Annotated in this window: 1 protein-coding gene; it reads left to right on the top strand. The window is 70.4% G+C overall.

The window, feature by feature from the left end; all coding sequences use genetic code 11:
* Positions 1-210, top strand: a 210-nt coding sequence (locus ACLJNW_RS24110) for a sigma factor-like helix-turn-helix DNA-binding protein (RefSeq protein ID WP_410961206.1), incomplete at its 5' end; no start/stop codon positions are given.
* Positions 211-314 lie beyond the last annotated feature (104 nt).

The raw sequence follows: 314 nt of genomic DNA, 5'->3' as shown, positions 1-314 counted from the left end.
GAGACCCGCGCCATCGTCCTGGAGACCCTGGTCGAGCTGGACCGTCTGCTCGACGGTCTGCCGCCGCTGGCCAAGGAGACCTTCCTGCTGGCCCAGCTCGACGGCCTGGGCTACGCCGAGATCGCCACGCAGCTGGGCATCTCCCTGAGCAGCGTCAAGCGCTACATGCTCAAGGCTGCGCAACGCTGCTACTTCGCCGAGCTGCCATGAGCCTGCCCGCCGCACCCAAGGTGCCGCCGCAGGTGGCTGAACAGGCCGTGCGCTGGCTGGTCGAGCTGCAGGGCGGCGCCGACGACGAACGCCTGCGCCAGGCC

This window comes from Salmonella sp. SAL4457 (assembly GCF_046548235.1).
In the GTDB taxonomy this organism is placed as follows: Bacteria; Pseudomonadota; Gammaproteobacteria; order Enterobacterales; family Enterobacteriaceae; genus Salmonella; species Salmonella enterica.
Note: the sequence above shows the minus strand (reverse complement) of the source record. Positions and strands in the feature narration are given on the sequence as shown.